11 protein-coding genes are annotated in these 15,289 nt (G+C 69.0%); 3 read left to right on the top strand and 8 right to left on the bottom strand.

All coding sequences use genetic code 11. The annotated features are described in order from the left end of the window. Positions 1-14: 14 nt before the first annotated feature. Genes HHX35_RS41595 through HHX35_RS41585 form a run of 3 tightly spaced genes read right to left on the bottom strand, consistent with a single transcriptional unit; the run spans position 15 to position 3,058 of the window. Positions 15-926: a carbohydrate ABC transporter permease gene (locus tag HHX35_RS41595; RefSeq protein WP_182904104.1), complete on the bottom strand. Its 912-nt coding sequence runs from the start codon at positions 924-926 to the stop codon at positions 15-17. Positions 927-930: 4 nt separating this feature from the next. Further along, the gene (locus HHX35_RS41590; RefSeq protein WP_182904103.1) at positions 931-1,866 is read right to left on the bottom strand and encodes a carbohydrate ABC transporter permease; all 936 of its coding nucleotides are present in this window, start codon (positions 1,864-1,866) and stop codon (positions 931-933) included. A gap of 1 nt (position 1,867) precedes the next feature. Further along, a complete protein-coding gene (locus HHX35_RS41585; protein WP_220506513.1) occupies positions 1,868-3,058 on the bottom strand; it encodes an ABC transporter substrate-binding protein in 1,191 nt (396 codons plus the stop codon). Positions 3,059-3,367: 309 nt separating this feature from the next. Here HHX35_RS41585 and HHX35_RS41580 point away from each other — a divergent pair, with 309 nt between their 5' ends. Further along, positions 3,368-4,396, top strand: coding sequence for a zinc-binding dehydrogenase (locus tag HHX35_RS41580; protein WP_182904101.1), 1,029 nt, complete (start codon positions 3,368-3,370; stop codon positions 4,394-4,396). Beyond that, positions 4,393-5,148 (top strand): SDR family oxidoreductase, encoded by a 756-nt coding sequence (locus HHX35_RS41575; RefSeq protein ID WP_182904100.1) that lies wholly within the window; start codon positions 4,393-4,395, stop codon positions 5,146-5,148. The genes HHX35_RS41580 and HHX35_RS41575 overlap by 4 nt, the downstream gene beginning before the upstream one ends. 82 nt (positions 5,149-5,230) lie before the next feature. Here the strand turns inward: HHX35_RS41575 and HHX35_RS41570 are convergent, their stop codons facing one another. Continuing rightward, the gene (locus HHX35_RS41570; protein ID WP_182904099.1) at positions 5,231-7,222 is read right to left on the bottom strand and encodes a right-handed parallel beta-helix repeat-containing protein; all 1,992 of its coding nucleotides are present in this window, start codon (positions 7,220-7,222) and stop codon (positions 5,231-5,233) included. A gap of 149 nt (positions 7,223-7,371) precedes the next feature. Between HHX35_RS41570 and HHX35_RS41565 the strand changes: the two genes are divergently transcribed. Beyond that, a complete protein-coding gene (locus tag HHX35_RS41565; RefSeq protein WP_182904098.1) occupies positions 7,372-8,337 on the top strand; it encodes a sugar kinase in 966 nt (321 codons plus the stop codon). Between the two features lie 90 nt (positions 8,338-8,427). Here the strand turns inward: HHX35_RS41565 and HHX35_RS41560 are convergent, their stop codons facing one another. The 4 genes from HHX35_RS41560 to HHX35_RS41545 form a co-directional block, all read right to left on the bottom strand. Continuing rightward, on the bottom strand, positions 8,428-10,260 hold the full coding sequence (locus tag HHX35_RS41560) for a lectin (RefSeq protein ID WP_182904097.1): 1,833 nt from the start codon (positions 10,258-10,260) through the stop codon (positions 8,428-8,430). A 114-nt stretch (positions 10,261-10,374) separates the two neighbouring features. Further along, on the bottom strand, positions 10,375-13,248 hold the full coding sequence (locus HHX35_RS41555) for a lectin (RefSeq protein WP_182904096.1): 2,874 nt from the start codon (positions 13,246-13,248) through the stop codon (positions 10,375-10,377). Positions 13,249-13,494: 246 nt separating this feature from the next. Beyond that, the gene (locus HHX35_RS44380; RefSeq protein ID WP_182904095.1) at positions 13,495-14,847 is read right to left on the bottom strand and encodes a lectin; all 1,353 of its coding nucleotides are present in this window, start codon (positions 14,845-14,847) and stop codon (positions 13,495-13,497) included. A gap of 223 nt (positions 14,848-15,070) precedes the next feature. Continuing rightward, the coding region (locus tag HHX35_RS41545; RefSeq protein ID WP_182904094.1) for an RICIN domain-containing protein at positions 15,071-15,289 on the bottom strand (219 nt) is incomplete at its 5' end.

Genomic DNA, 15,289 nt, shown 5'->3' with positions numbered 1-15,289 from the left:
GACGGAAATGCGACTCACTCCTTGGTGCCCCCGGCCGTCATGCCCGCGACCAGGAAGCGTTGTGCGAAAAGGAAGACGATCAGCACCGGCAGCACCGAGATGACGGTCGCGAGCGCGAGTGTGGGCAGCTGCACGGACTGGGCGCCGGCCGAGCTCGGGTTGAACGCCGGGGTAGAGGCGAGCAGGGAGGTCAGGCCGACCTGGATCGGGTACCCCTCGCTCGACGGCAGCATCACGAAGGGCAGGAAGAAGTTGTTCCAGTTCTGGACGAAGCTGAAGAACGCCACCAGGGCGACGATCGGCGCGGCCAGTGGCAGCGCGACCCTCGTGAACACCTGAAACTCGGTGCATCCGTCCAGGCGCGCCGCCGCGAGCAGGTCGCGCGGAACGCTGGTGGAGAAGTAGATGTAGGTGAGGTAAACGCCGAAGGGGAAGAACGACATCGGCAGGATCACCGACAGCGGGCTGCCGATCAGCCCCACCACGTTCAGTTCGAGGAAGATCGGCAGCACCAGCGCGGTGTTCGGGATCAGCATGACGATCAGCGTCAGCACCAGGAGCAGCCGCCGGAACCGGAACTCCGTCAAAGCCATCGCGTAGCCCGCCGGGATGCTCGCGATCAGCGTGATGACGAGCGCACCCAGGGCGTACAGCGCCGAGTTGCCCACCCACGTGGTGACCGCGCCGTCCTGGAAGCCGAACAGCTGCTTCCAGTTGGCGGCCAGGTCGCCGATGCCGCCGGGCTGGAACGGGTTCTCGACGATGAGCCCGTGCGCCGACTTCGTCGTCGCCAGCAGCAGCCAGACGATCGGTATGACGAAGAACAGCACGAAGATCGCGACCACGACCGCGACGATCGTCCGTCCGCTCCAGCCACTGACGCTGCTGCGCCGCCCCGCGGGGCGACCGACGTCGACTGTCGTCATGACCTCAGTCCTTCTCGAACAGGCCGCCGCGCGTCACGAAGACAAACGACAGCGCGAGGGCGATGACGAGCAGCAGCAGGGAGATGGCCGCCGCTCCGTTGAAGTCGTTCTGCTGGAACGCGTACTGGTAGGCGAGCTGGTTGAGCGAGTAGTCGTTGGGCACGATCGCGTTGCTCGCCTGCGAGAGCAGCTGTGGCTCGACGAACAACTGCGTGCCGGCGGCGAGCGACATGATGCCCATGTACGAGATCCACTTGCGCAGCATCGGCAGCTGGATGCGCCGGGCGATCTGCACGGCGCCGGCGCCGTCGATGCGGGCGGCCTCGATCACGTCGGGGCTGATGTTGTTGAGCGCACCGTACATGATGACGATCCAGCCGCCCGCGCCGGTCCAGAACGCGATGATGGCGAAGACCGGAGGGAGGTTCGCCGGCACGATGACCTGCACGAAGCTGGAGAATCCGAGCAGATGCAGCAGGCCGCTGACCGGGCTGGCGGTCGGGTCGAGCACGAACAGCCACAGCAGCACGCTCGACGCGCCCGCCAGGGCGCCCGGCAGGTAGAAGACGAACCGGAGCGTCCGGCTCAGCCACCGCACCCGGACCGCGTGCACGACGACGGCCAGGAACGAGACCAGCACCACCAGGGCCACCAGCCAGATCACCAGGTAGAGCGCGACGTGCGCGACGGCGGGCAGGAAGCGGAAGTCGCTCACGACCTTGGTGAAGTTGGCGATCCCCGCGAAGCCGCCCTCGCTGTCGGTGAACGCGAGGAAGACCGCGTAGACGGCGGGCAGGACCCCGAACGCGATCACCAGCGCTGCGTAGGGGGCGATGAAGCCGTAGCTCATCGCGCTCCGCTCGCCGGCGTCGCTCCTTTCGCCCGGCCCTCCACGCGGTGCCGTCGTGGCCGACGGGCCGGTCTCATTCATGGCTGTCATGTCATTTGACCGTATAGCCGTTGACCTGGGCCTGGTTCTTGATCGCTGTCTCCCATTCGGGAAGCAGATCGACCAGGTTCTTGCCGCCGGCGATCGCGGGAGTGATCGTCTTCGCCCAGATCGCCTCCTGGCTGAAGACGCCGGAGCCCCACCCGCTCCAGATCTGCGACCCGGCCTTGAGCAGTGCCTGCAGGTCGGTCGCGTAGTAGCCGCTCGACTCCTGCTTCTTGAGCCACTTCTCCGCGGCAGGCGCGTAGGCCGGGTAACCGGGAGCGACGTTCACCTGGTAGTCGTCGGCCGTCGTGACGAACTCGACGAACTTCTCGGCCGCCTTGAGGTTCTTCGAATGGCTGCTGACGAACCAGGTGCCGCCGCCGACGTTGCCGGTCGCGGCGCTGTCGCCCTGCCACGTCAACGGCGCCGCGACGCCGAGCTGACCCGCGGGGACGTTGAGCGACTGCGGGTTGTTGAAGATGGCTCCCGCGTACCAGGCCGGGCCGGGCATCAGGAGCACCTTACCGGTGTACTTCTTCACGAACTCGGGCGTGAACACGCTCAGGTTGGGCGTGGTGCCGTTCTTGATCAGAACGTCGAGCATCGACGCGACGCGCTTGCACTCCGTGGTGCCGGTGCTGACCGTCACCGACTTCGGACCGGTGATGCCGTTCGCCTGGCACTTGCCGCTCCAGAAGTAGATCTCCGGGGCGAACGAGTCTCCGACGGCGCCGACGATGTAGCCGGGGTGCTCCTTGGCCACCTTCTCGCCGAGCGCCTGATACTCCTCCCACGTCGTGGGGAGGGCATAGCCGAACTTGTCGAGCAGGCTCTTGTTGTACCAGAGCGCGACCTGGGCGAGGTCGTTGCGCAGGCAGTAGACCTTGCCCTCGACGGTGCACGGGTCCAGCGAACCCTGGGTGAAGGAGTCGAGAGTGGTCTTCGGGACGAGCCCGCCGTTGAGCACGGCCGCGAACGCCTGCTTGCCGTTGCTCTTCTGGCTCGCCCACGCCGCGTCGTTGTTCTGCGTCGAGAACACGACGTCGGGCCAGCCGCTGCCGGCCCGGTCGAAGAGCTGCACCTTCGTCCGGAACGAGTTGGAGCCGTTCGCCGAGCCGTCGTAGGTGACGACGTTGATCTTGACGTCCGGGTTGGCCTTCTTGAAGGCGTCGGCCGCGCTCGCTCTATCGGAGTCCACCCATACTGTGATGGGGGCCTTGTCGTCCTGAGTAACCTGCGGAAAGCCGTAGGAACCGGCTGAGGTGCCGCCATCGCCGCTGCAACCGGCCAGGGTGAGGGCGATGGCCGATGCTCCGGCGACGCTGATCGCGCGCGTCCATGGGCCCGTGCGTCCGGCTCGTGTGAAACGGAACATGTTCGAGTCCTTTTTGTCCTGTCTCCCACATCGGGGGGTGAGAGGTGGTGATAAAAGTAACGGCATACGTATGATGAGCGCAAGAGTTGCCGCCGCGGGTGCGGTGCGGTGCGAAGGAGAGTGAAAAGGCCGATGAAGGGTGCTGCGTATGTGGGCGGAGGCCGTCTGGAGACCGTCTCCGTTGACGTCGGGCCGCCGGGTCCCGGGGAACTCCAGATCGCCGTCGCGTACTGCGGATTGTGCGGTACCGACCTCCACATCGTGCACGGCGCCATGGACGCCCGGGTGCGCACACCCCTCGTGTTCGGCCACGAGACGTCGGGCACCGTGGCGGCGGTCGGCGCGGGCGTGGAGGGCTGGAAGGTCGGCGACCCCCTGACCGTCATGCCGCTGGTCTGGGACGGCACCTGCCCGGCCTGCCTCGCCGGTCACCAGCACATCTGCCAGAACCTCGTGTTCGTCGGCATCGACTCCCCCGGAGGGCTGCAACAGCGGTGGAATGTGCCGGCGTCGATCGCGGTGCCGCTTCCCCCCGGTCTCGACCTGCGTACGGCGGCGCTCGTCGAGCCCGTCGCCGTCGCGGTGCACGACGTGCGGCGCTCGGGCCTCCAGGTCGGGGACCACGCGGTCGTGCTCGGCGGCGGCCCCATCGGCGTGCTCATCGCCGCCGTCGCGCGCGACGCCGGTGCCCACGTCATGGTGGCCGAGGTCGACGCCTCGCGCCGCAGCCGCGTCGCCGCGCTCGGGTTCGAGGTGATCGACCCCGCCTCGGCCGACATGGCCGCCGAGGTCGGGCGCTGGACGAACGACGTCGGCGCCGACGTGGTGTTCGAGGTGTCGGGGGCGGCCGCCGCGGTCCGCTCCGCCACCGCGCTGGCGAAGGTGCGCGGGACGATCGTCGTGGTGGCCATCCACTCCGCCCCCCGTGAGCTGGACCTTCAGCGCGTGTTCTGGCGCGAGCTGCGGCTGCTGGGCGCCCGGGTGTACCAGCGGTCCGACTTCGAGCGGGCCGTCGACCTGCTCGGCAGGGGCCGGATCCCCGCGGAGGCCGTCATCTCCGGCGTCGTCCCGATCGAGGAGGTCGCGTCCGCGATCGACGACCTCTCCGCGGGCCGGGCCATGAAGATCCTCGTGGACGTGGCGGGGGAGGCCCGGGCATGAGCGAGCTGTTCGACCTCCACGGCCGTCTCGCCGTCGTCACCGGCGCCCGCCGGGGCATCGGCCGCGCCATGGCGGAGGCCCTCGCCGCCGCCGGCGCGGACATCATCGGTGTGAGCACTCAGGCGCGGGCCGACGACGAGGTCGCCGAGTCGATCCGCGGACTCGGCCGGTCCTTCGAGAGCCGGGCGGTCGACTTCGCGGATCGCGACGCCGTCCTGGCGCTGGGCGCCGAACTCGCGGAACGGGCTCCCGACATCCTCGTCAACAACGCGGGCACGATCGAACGGGCCCCCGCGGCGGAGCACCCGCTCTCCTGGTGGGACCGGGTGATCGAGATCGACCTGTCGAGCCAGTTCGCCCTCACGCAGCTGGTCGCGCGTCCGATGCTGGAGCGCGGCCGTGGCAAGATCGTGTTCACGGCGAGCATGCTGAGTTTCCAGGGCGGGATCAACGTGCCCGGCTACACCGCCGCGAAGTCGGGGATCGCCGGCCTCACCCGTGCTCTCGCCAACGAGTGGGCCGGGCGGGGCGTGAACGTCAACGCCATCGCGCCGGGCTACATCGCGACGGACAACACGGCGGCGCTCCGCGACGACCCCGAACGGTCGCGGTCGATCCTGGAGCGGATTCCGGCCGGACGCTGGGGCCGCGGCGACGACATCGCGGGTGCGGCGGTCTTCCTCAGCTCGGCGGCCTCCGACTACGTCTCCGGCGCGATCATCCCGGTGGACGGCGGGTGGCTGGCGAGGTAGCGTGCTCGCCCCATAGGAGAGGCGGGGAAGCCGTTCGGCTTCCCCGCCTCATCGTCGTCCGGCGGCTACCGCGCTCCGGCGACTACTGCGAGACCCCGGGGAAGGTCCGCAGGCCCGGCTCGATGCCGGCCTGCTCGATCACCTGCTGGGCGTCCTCGGGCCAGGCGGTGCCCGACACCTGGACGTTGTCGATCAGCTGGTTGTTGTGCTCGGTGGTGTTCGGCGTCTGCGTGACGCCCGAGTTGTACCAGTTGTGCTGGAGCACGTTGTCGCTGGTGTTGTTGATCGTCCCGTAGGAGTTCGTGAACACCCACACTCCGCAGTCCTGGACCACGTTGTTCTTCATCGTCACGTAGCGGGATCCCTCATCGAGGTAGAGACCCACCGTGCGCTTGGTGTCGTAGATGTAGTTGCCGCTGAACACGGCGCCGGGGTTCGCGGACAGGTTGTACAGGCTCCCGCCGTCGTGGAAGACCTTCTTCACTCCGTGGATCAGGTTGCCGGTCACCTCGGTGTTCCTGAGCGTCGTCGGCGTGGTGTAGATCGGCTGGAACTCGTAGAGGCCCCGTTTCTTGTAGTCCTGGCTGCCGCCCGCGTCGTTCGCGCCCCAGCCCCAGCCGGTGTCGATCCCGTCGTAGGCGAGGTTCGAGACCTCGTTGTGCGCGATCACGGCGTGGTCCACGTACGTGGTCAGGATGCCCGACATCTCCTTGTAGTCCTTCGCGACGTCGGTCACGAAATTGTTGTCGATCGTGATGTCGCGCAGGGTCATCGCCGGGTCGCTCGGGTGGTGGGCGTCCGGCTGCACGCCGCCCGCGACGACCCCCGCGCCACCGAGGTCGGTGAACAGGTTGTGGTGGACGGTCGTCTCGGTGACGCCGAGTCCGATCCCGGCCCCGTTCGCGTTGGCGTCCAGGCCGATGCCGAGGCCGACCTGCCCGAGGTGGGCGAAGGTGTTCTCCGTGAACTTCACGCGGGTGGCCGCGGCCACCTGGACCGCCGCCGGCATCTGGTTCCAGCCGTTGCGCGCGCCCTCGAACAACCGGCAGCCCGACTGACAGCTGCTCAGGTAGTCGGCCGGCTGCGGGACGGTCTTCGGGATGAACGCGCCGTTCTGCTGGTCGGCGTAGCCGATCGACGAGCCGGGGGACAGCCAGGTCGAGTGCGAGAACCGGATGCCCGAGAAGGTCAGGTCGTGCACCGGCTTCGCGTAGCTCCCCGCGATCTGCACGAGCGACTCGAGGTAGGGAAGCACGAACGACGCGCCGTTCGGGTCCTCACCGGCGGCGGCACGGTAGTACAGCTTGCCGGCGGCCGGGTCGAGGTACCACTGTCCCTCCTGCAGGAACGCGTAGGAGTTCTCGAGCAGCAGTTGCCCGCCCGCGAACGGGCGTGCCAGGGTGTCGTACCCCCAGTTGTTGTTCTGCCACGCGGGCTGCTGCATGGTGATCGTCGTCCCGCTGACGCTCTTCACCGGGGCGTACCGATCGGTGAAGGAGCCCTGGCTCTCGACCTCGATGCGGCTCTGGTCCGGCAGCGTCGCGAGGTAGTTCAGCGCGGGATTCTTGATCTCCATCCCGGATTCGGTGATCGTCACATCGCTGCGAGCGATCTTGATCGCCGCGCGCGGCACCGCCATGTCGTTCTTGTAGAGCTGACGGCTGTCCTGCCCCTTGGGCACCGAGGCGACGAAGATGTTCTTGCCGGCGTCGTACGACGTCCAGCCGGTGACGGCCCGGCCGCCGGAGATGACCGGGTGCGCCCCCTCCGCGGCGGTCCAGGTCACCGGCTTGGCGCTGGTTCCCGAGTCCTCCGCGGTGAAACGCAGCGGCTTGTCGAGCCGATAGGTCCCGTCCCTCAGCACGACCGTCACAGCGCTTCCCGCGCGCGCCGACGCGCGCGCCATCGCCTGTGCCGCGGGCAGGGTGCGCAGCGGCTTGCCCGGCGTGCCCTGATTGTGATCGTCGCCGTTCGGGGAGACGACGATCGTGGTCCGGCCGGGATGCGGCGGCACGGCGAGCGCCGGCGTGGCGCCGACGACGACGCCGGCGGCCGCGAGGGAGATGCTTCCCACGAGGGATGCCAAATGGCCTTGTTTCACTTGTCTCTGGCTCCCTGAGTGCGTGTGACGTAACACATAATAGGTATGATGAAAGCCGTCGAAAGAGCGTCCGTCAAGAGGGGTGATTGCCGGGCATGAGTGAGCAACGGAGCGAAGGCCCCGTGAGCAGCCGGCGCGTCGAGGTGTCGACGCTGGGTGAGGCCATGCTGCGGCTGTCGCCCCCGTCGGGCGAGCGGCTGCGCGACTGCGGCCGGTTGCGTGTGCACGTCGGCGGCGCCGAGGCGAACGTCGCCGTCGCCCTGGCATCGGTCGGCGTGTCCGCTCGCTGGACATCGGCGCTGCCGGACACGGTCCTCGGGCGCCGGGTAGCGGACTCACTGTCGAGCGCCGGCGTCGTCCTCGACACCGTGCGGTGGATGGCCGACGAGCGCCTCGGACTCTACTTCGCCGAGATCGGCTCCCCGCCGCGCCCGACGAGCGTCCTCTACGACCGGGCCGGCACCGCGTTCGGCTCGCTCCGCGCCGACGATCTCGACTGGGCTGCCGTGTGCGAGGCGCGGATCATCCATCTGACCGGCATCACCGCCGCCCTGGCGCCGGGGTCGGACGCGCTCGTGCTGCGAACGGCGCGGGAGGGGCGCGAGCGTGGCGCTCTGGTGGTCTACGACGTCAACTATCGATCGGCGCTGTCCTCGCCGGAGACGGCCGCCTTATTCGCCGCCGAACTGGCACCCGACGTCGACCTGCTGATCTGCCGGGCCGAGGACGCGCGCGATCTCTTCGGCCTGGCCGGCGATCCCGCGACGCTGGCGGACGATCTGGCGAGGAGGCTGGCAGTCGATCGCGTCGTGGTGACGGCCGGGGCCGGCGGCGCTGTCGCACGGTGGGACGGCGAGTCCTTCGCGGCCCCCGCACTGCCCACCGTCGGAGTCGATCGGATCGGCGCCGGGGACGCCTTCGCGGCCGGCGTGCTGTGGGGCGCACTCGACGATTCCCCCGAGGACGCGCTCCGCCGGGGGACGGCGATGGCCTCCCTGGCCATGAGCGTGCAGGGAGACCAGTGCCGCTTCAGCGCCGAGGAGGTGCTGGAGATCGCCCGGGGCACCGGGCGGGAGGTCCGCCGGTGAACCTCACGCCCCGCCGCCCGGCCGGTGGGGCGGTGACGGCCTCCGCCGGGGTGATGGATCACCCCGGCGAAGGCGCGTGCCCGGATGGCGTCAGACTCGGGTCCACTTCTGGTTGTTCTGGCCGTTGCAGGTCCAGATCTGCACCCTGGTGCCGTTGGCGGTGCCGGCGCCGGACACGTCCAGGCACTTGTTGGCCCCGACGGCGGTGATGGTGCCGTCGGTGTTGAGGCGCCACTTCTGGTTGTTCTGGCCGTTGCAGTCCCAGATGATCACACTGGAGCCGTCCGCCGTGCCGCCACCGTTGACGTCCAGGCACTTGCCGCCGTAGACCCGCAGCTCACCGGCGCTCGTCGACGTCCACTGCTGGTTGGCCCGCCCGTTGCAGTCCCAGATCTGCACCGTCGCACCGTTGTTCTGGGACGCGCCGTTGACGTCCAGGCACCGGCCCGACGCCACACCCCGCAGCGCGGTCGTGCCACCCGCGGAGGGGGACGGCGACGGCGAGGGGGACGGCGACGGCGAGGGGGACGGCGACGGCGAGGGGGACGGGGAGGTCGATGGGCCGCTCAGTTCCTTGACCCGGATGTTCCGGAACGACACCACATCGCCCGACCCGTGGTTCTGGATGCCGATGTAGCCCTGCTGGAGCGAGCGGACCGGATCGGTGTTGGTGAAATCGTTGATCTTGGTCCCGTTCAGGAACACCTGCAGTCGCTCACCCTCCACCAGCAGCTCATAGGTGTTCCACTGACCCGGCGGATTCAGCGCGGCATCACGGGCGGCGACGTCCGCGCCCTTGAACCCGTAGATCGCCCCGGTCGTCTTGTCCGCGGTGTCGGTGGCGTCGATCTGGACCTCGTACCCGGTGTCGAGGGCCGTCTGGGGGTCGCTGGTGGCCGGGAACCCGACGACCACGCCGGAGTTGGAGTCGCCGGTCATCCTCCAGTCGAGCTTGAGGGAGTAGGAGCCGAACTGCTTGGCGTTGTACCACAGCATGCCCATGCCGCCCTGGGAGGTCAGCGTGGCGTCGCTGTTGGCGAACGAGCCGGGCCCGGCCTGCGTCCAGCCGGTGGTCGACCCGTTGTACAGAGTCGTGTAGCCGGTCTCGGGACGGCAGTCGGCGTTGGTGGCCTTGGCCGCGTAGCGGATGCCGCCGAGCAGCAGGGTACGGAAGTTGGAATCGGCGTACGACTCCTGGGTGTGCCCGAGACCGGTGTAGAACGACCGGCCGGACGCCTGCGGGTGGCACCAGGTGATCGGGTGGTCGCCCATGTTCCCGCCGCTGTAGCTGCTCTCGTTCAGGCTCTGCAGCACGTGCACGTTGGCGCGCGGGTTGGTGCGGTAGTTGTACCACTCGTCGGTGCGCGTCCAGGTCTGGCCGAGATGGGCCGTGGCCGCGTGCGCCCGGTCCTCGTTCCGTACGGTCGCCTGCTGGATGGCCGGGTGGTTGTTGAACCAGGCCCCCATCAGCTGCCCGTAGTAGGGCCAGTCGTACTCGGTGTCGGCGGCCGAATGCACCCCCACGTAGCCGCCTCCGCCGTCGATGTACGACTGGAAGGCGGTCTGCTGGGAGGCGTTCAGCACGTCGCCGGTGGTGCTGAGGAACACCACGGCCTTGTACTGGGCGAGGTTGCCCGAGGTGAACGCGTTCGCGTCCTCCGTGGTGTCCACCGCGAAGTCGTTGGCGGCGCCCAGTTCGCGGATGGCCTGGATACCGGCGGGAATGGAGTCGTGCCGGAACGCGGCCGTCTTGGAGAACACCAGCACCTTGAAGGCGGCGGCCTGGGCGGGGATGGTGGGGATCACCGTCGCGGCGGCGGCGGTGAGCGCCACCGCGGTCACCGACAGGCGTCGCAGCACGGATGTCTTCCGGTCGCTCCCCGCGATGCGCCCGAGCGCGGCGGGGGTCAGATGTCGCAGCATGGGTGTCCTTCCGTCGCCGCCCGGCGCGGCCCCTTTCGACGATGAAAGCTGGGCCGCGCCGGGCGTCACATCAATGGGTGATCGGCCTGAGGCCGGGTGGTGGGTCGGGTGGCCTCAGACGCGGGTCCACTTCTGGTTGTTCTGGCCGTTGCAGGTCCAGATCAGCGCCTTGGTGCCGTTGGCGGTGCCTGCGCCGGACACGTCCAGGCACTTGTTGGCCCCGACGGCGGTGATGGTGCCGTCGGAGTTGAGCCGCCACTTCTGGTTGTTCTGGCCGTTGCAGTCCCAGATGATCACGGAAGTGCCGTCGGCCGTGGCGCCGCCGTTCACGTCGAGGCACTTGTTGCCGTAGACGCGCAGCTCACCGGCGCTGGTGGAGGTCCACTGCTGGTTGGCCTGGCCGTTGCAGTCCCAGAGCTGCACCTGCGCGCCGTTGGCCTGCGAGGCGCCGTTGACGTCCAGGCACCGCCCCGACGCCACACCCTTCAGCGCACTCGTGCTCGCCGAGGGCGACGGAGAAGGGGACGGGGAGGCTGAGGGAGAGGGCGACGGGGAGGACGACGTGCCGGTGTCGAAGGTGAAGGCGTCCAGATCGAACAGGTAGCCCTGTCCTGTCGCTCCGCGGAAGACCAGGTAGAGCGTCGTCGTGCCGGACGGCGCGCCGCTGAGGGTCGCCGACACGTCGGTGAAGGTCTCCCAGCCGCCGGTGGCCGCCACGTTCACCGTACCCAGCAGCGTGCCGGTCGCGGAGCCCGCCCGCACCTCCAGCCGGCCGCCCGCGCCACCGGACGACACCCGCGCGGTGATCTTCGTCGCGTTGCTCAGGTTGTAGGGCTGGAAGGAGATCCAGTCGCCGTCGTCGGTGAAGCCGACCGTTTTGCCGCCCTCGGCGGTGGTGTGATCGGCCGTCTGCACGCCCTGCTGGGCGCCGAAGTGCTCGGCCTGGCGGTGCCGCGGCTGCAGCGTCCGGACGACGGTGGTGGTGAGGCCGCCGTTGTCGGTGTAGGACGCCTGCAGCACCCCGTAGATGTTGGCCGCCGAGTCGTGCTCACCGTCGACCGGCACCGCGATCGACCCGGAACACCCGGACTTGGAGGTGATCTGATGGGCGTGGCTGTCGTGCCCGAGGAAGTAGGTGACGGTTACCGTCGAGCAGTCGATCGTCCCGTCCTCGGGGTCGGACACCGCGACCTGGAAGGGCACCGTGTCGCCGAAGGAGAACAACTGCCCCTCCACCGGCGAGGTGAGCGTGACCGACGGCGCGGTGTTGCCCACGTTCACGGTCACACTCGCCGTGCCGGTCAGCCCCTGCGGGTCACGGACGGTGAGGGTGGCGGTGTAGGTGCCGTTCGTGGTGTAGGTCTTGCTCGGGTTGGCCGCCGTGGAGGTGGTGCCGTCGCCGAAGTTCCACGCGTACGTCAGCGCACCGCCCTCGGGGTCGGAACTGCCCGCGGAGGAGAAGCTCACGGTCAGCGGAGCCGGTCCCGAGGTCTTGTCGGCGGAGGCCTTGGCGATCGGGTTGCGGTTGGCCTTGCCGATGTACTCGATCCGATACAACGCCTGGTTGTTGCTTCCGGTGCCGTAGTCGAGCACGTAGAGGGCGCCGTCGGGGCCGAACGCCATGTCCATGACCTGGGTGCCGCTCCAGGGGAACGCGGAGATCTCCCCGTAGTTCCCGTCGCTCTTGACCTCGATGGCCTTGATCCAGCGGCGGCCGTACTCGCCCGCGAAGAACCGCCCGTCGAGCGCCTGGGGGAACTTGACGGCGGAGTTCAGGTTCGGGTCGTAGCGGTAGACCGGGCCGCCCATCGGCGACTCCGACCCGGAGCCGAACTCCGGCGGCGAACCGGCGTCCCCTCCGTACCTGATCCACGCAGGCTTGGCCGCCGGCAGCGTGGTCAGCCCGGTGTTGCGGAAGGAGTTGTTGGTCGGCCCTCCCGAGCAGTTGTACTTCGGGCCGGTGCTGTTGGTGGCGAAGTTCCACTCGTTGTAGGTCTCACTGGTGGTGTTCGTCCCGGTGCAGTACGGCCAGCCGTAGTTGCCCGCCGCGGTGATCCGGTTGAACTCCACCTGCCCTTGCGGCCCGCGGTTGGAGTTGGTCGACCCCGCGTCCGGCCCGTAGTCGCCCAGGTAGACGACGCCGGTGGCCTTGTCCACGCTCATCCGGAACGGGTTACGCAGGCCCATCGCGTAGATCTCCGGCCGCGTCTTCGCCGTCCCCGGCGGGAACAGGTTGCCGCTGGGGATCGTGTAGGTCCCGTCGGACTCGGGGTGGATGCGCAGGAGCTTGCCGCGCAGGTCGTTGGTGTTGGCCGCCGTGCGCTGCACGTCGTACTGGGGGTTGCGGTCGGTGCGCTCGTCCAGCGGCGAATACCCGGCCGACTCGAACGGGTTGCTGTCGTCGCCGGTGGTCAGATACAGGTTGCCGGCGGCGTCGAAGTCGATGTCGCCGCCCACATGGCAGCACATCCCCCGGTCGTTCGGCACCTCCAGCACGACCTTCTCACTGCTCATGTCGAGCGTGTCGTCGGACTTCAGCGTGAAGCGGGACAGGTTCAGGTGCCCCTTCCACTGGTCGAACTGCGACTGGGTGCCGTTGCTGGGCGCGTCACCGGTCGGCGTGCTGAGCCGTGGCGAGTAGTAGAGCCAGACGTAGCGGTTCGACGCGAAGTTCGGGTCGACCGCCACACCTTGAAGGCCCTCCTCGTCGTGGGTGTAGACGCTGAGTTTGCCGGCCACCTTCGTGGTGCCGTTGGCATCGGTCACGCGCAGCGTGCCGTCACGGGCCGTGTGGAGGACCGACCGGTTGGGCATCACGGCCAGCGACATCGCCTCACCCAGCTCCGAGCCGCCCGACGCGAGCGACACCTGCTGGTAGTCGGACGCCGGGATGGTCAGCGCGTTCGCCGGAGCGGAGGTGAGCGCCAAGGCTCCGGAAGTGATCAGCGCCATCGTGGTCAGCGTTGTGAGCCACGGACGTCGGGACATCGGTTTCCTTCCTGACAGGTCAAGATCGGCCAGGGCAAAGCACGCGCCGCCGCGCTGTTGCCGGAGTTCTGCTTCGTGCCCAGAGGGGTGCCGCCTCTGGTTCCCTCATCCGGCCGCCGATCCCGGCGGCCGGATGAGGGAGGCGTTGGTCGCCGATCGCCGTCGTACGAGGAGGGTGACGAAGCGCTTCCCATCAGGGAAGGCACGTCTCCCGTCCTCGCCGGCACGGCGGGGCGAGGGGAGCGGTCAGGTGCGGGTCCACTTCTGGTTGTTCTGGCCGTTGCAGGTCCAGATCTGCACCTTGGTGCCGTTGGCGGTGCCTGCGCCGGACACGTCCAGGCACTTGTTGGCCCCGACGGCGGTGATGGTGCCGTCGGTGTTGAGGCGCCACTTCTGGTTGTTCTGGCCGTTGCAGTCCCAGATGATCACGCTGGTGCCGTCGGCCGTGCCGCCGCCGTTGACGTCGAGGCACTTGTTGCCGTAGACGCGCAGCTCACCGGCGCTGGTGGTGGTCCACTTCTGGTTGTTCTGGCCGTTGCAGTCCCAGATCTGCGCCTGCGCGCCGTTGGCCTGCGAGGCGCCGTTGACGTCCAGGCACCGCCCCGAGCCCACACCCCGGATCGCACTCGTCGCCGGCGGAGTGCCGCTCGGTGAGACGGTCGGTGAGACGGTCGGCGAGGCGGTCGGGCTGGCCGTCGGCCCGCCTCCCGGCGGGTCGAGCGGGCAGCTGGCCATGTACTTGGAGATGCCGTTCGCGTTGGACAGCGACGGGCACAGGAACGGCGCGTAACGGGTGTCCTTGTCGATGAACAGCTTCATCCAGATCATCATGGTGCGGGCGAAGGCGCCCGAGTTGCCACCGCCACCACCGGCGGGGAAGCCGTGGCCCTCGTTCGCGATCTCCACGTACGCGCGCTCGACGCTACTGGGGATCGTGTTGTACGCGTTCTGGGCGTACTGCGGGGTCACCGTTCCGTCGGCCTGGCCGGCGAAGATGATCGTGGGGCTCTTGATGGTCGCCAGGCTGCCGTCGGGCACGTAAGGCGCCTGCCCGACCGCGGTCAGCAGCGAGGGCCGCTGGTTGGCCGCGAGGATGGCCCCGCCGCCGCCCATGGAGTGGCCGCCCACCGCCAGCCGGTTGCGGTCGACCCTGTCACGCACCGGACTGCTGTTGACCAGGTAGTCCAGGGCGGCGAGCAGCTGGGTGGCCCGGGCGTCGGCGTAGTCGTTGAGGGTGTTGGTCTCGATCCCGATGACGACGAAGCCGAACGAGGCGAGTCTCGGGCCCTGCCAGGCGTAGTAGCTCCAGGCGGTGCCGAAGCCGGGGGCGATCGCGATGGCGCCGAAAGTGCCCTGGCTGGTGTCGGTCGGGTAGTAGATGACCCCGCCGCCGAATCCGTTGCCCCTGGGCACCGTCACCTGGGCGGTGGCGAAGGGACCGCGGTCCGCGGCGATGCTCGCCGCGGTGGGGGCGGGCCCACGCTCGTAGGGGTTGTCCGCGGCGGACGCGGCGGACGGTCCTGCCGCCAGTCCGGCGATCACCAGGAGGACGGCCACGACTCCGGTGAGGAATCCGGTCCGCGGGCGTCGCGGTCTCATGAGGTACGCGTGGAGGGCTCGGCGTGGAGCCGTCCACCGGATTTCCTGTGAGTGCACTGCCTGCTCCTCCGGGTGGGGATTCGTGGCGGGGGGCGAGGCCGGCCCCTCGGTGGAGTCCGAGGGGCGCCGGCGCCGGGCGCGACGGCCGGTGAGGCGGAAGCGTCACATGCGGCCTTCGCCGGCGCGATGGATCACCCCGGCGAAGGCGCGTGCCCGGATGGTGTCAGGCTCGGGTCCACTTCTGGTTGTTCTGGCCGTTGCAGGTCCAGATGATGACCTTGCTGCCGTTGGCGGTGCCGTTGTTGTACACGTCGAGGCACTTGTTCGCGCCGACGGCGGTGATGCTCCCGTCGGAGTTGAGCCGCCACTTCTGGTTGTTCTGCCCGTTGCAGTCCCAGATGATCACGCTGGCGCCGTCGGCCGTGCTGCCGCCGTTCACGTC

This window comes from Microbispora sp. H10830 (assembly GCF_014161375.1).
Lineage (GTDB): Bacteria > Actinomycetota > Actinomycetes > Streptosporangiales > Streptosporangiaceae > Microbispora > Microbispora catharanthi.
Note: the sequence above shows the minus strand (reverse complement) of the source record. Positions and strands in the feature narration are given on the sequence as shown.

Coding starts and splice junctions, on each gene's coding strand:
- HHX35_RS41595 (WP_182904104.1), bottom strand. CDS start 926: ATGACGACAGTCGACGTCGGTCGCCCCGCGGGGCGGCGCAGCAGCGTC.
- HHX35_RS41590 (WP_182904103.1), bottom strand. CDS start 1,866: ATGACAGCCATGAATGAGACCGGCCCGTCGGCCACGACGGCACCGCGT.
- HHX35_RS41580 (WP_182904101.1), top strand. CDS start 3,368: ATGAAGGGTGCTGCGTATGTGGGCGGAGGCCGTCTGGAGACCGTCTCC.
- HHX35_RS41575 (WP_182904100.1), top strand. CDS start 4,393: ATGAGCGAGCTGTTCGACCTCCACGGCCGTCTCGCCGTCGTCACCGGC.
- HHX35_RS41560 (WP_182904097.1), bottom strand. CDS start 10,260: ATGCTGCGACATCTGACCCCCGCCGCGCTCGGGCGCATCGCGGGGAGC.
- HHX35_RS41555 (WP_182904096.1), bottom strand. CDS start 13,248: ATGTCCCGACGTCCGTGGCTCACAACGCTGACCACGATGGCGCTGATC.
- HHX35_RS44380 (WP_182904095.1), bottom strand. CDS start 14,847: ATGAGACCGCGACGCCCGCGGACCGGATTCCTCACCGGAGTCGTGGCC.